This is a genomic window from Gilvimarinus sp. 1_MG-2023, from assembly GCF_030548285.1.
The window spans coordinates 1-443 of the sequence record NZ_JAUOSC010000161.1; the positions used below are offsets into that span (position 1 = coordinate 1).

At 59.1% G+C, this 443-nt stretch carries 1 protein-coding gene; it reads right to left on the minus strand.

Annotation, left to right across the window (positions count from 1 at the left end):
• The coding region (locus Q4563_RS16220) for a serine aminopeptidase domain-containing protein (protein WP_303605212.1) at nucleotides 1–443 on the minus strand (443 nt) is incomplete at both ends.

Consider the following 443-nt stretch of genomic DNA (forward strand, 5'->3'; position numbering starts at 1 on the left):
GGTCTGATCCGCCGTCCCCTGAATCATGCGTACCGGATAATCAAACGGTGATCGCCGCTCGATCCAGCCGAGCCAACGCTTGAGTGCCGTCACCCAATGGACACTCAAATAACGGGATTGCAGGGGGTCACTACTGGCAACAAATTCAGCAAATACCCGATTATTACCGTTCAGCACAAAACGTCTCGGCACCCGGGCGACAAAACGGTGTACCAGCGTATGTATCCAGCGGCCGCTGCGCCATCCCGCTGGCCGTAACAACGGGGCCAGCAGCCAGACCAGCAACGGCCCGGACTGACCGGCTACCGGGTGGCGCTTGAGCAGATAGCTGGCCAGAATCGCTCCCCCGGTACTCTGACCGGCAGCCAGCCAGGGCAACGCCGGCAGCTGCTGTTCAGCCTGCTGGAACACATCGGCAAACACGGTTTCATACTGATCAAAAT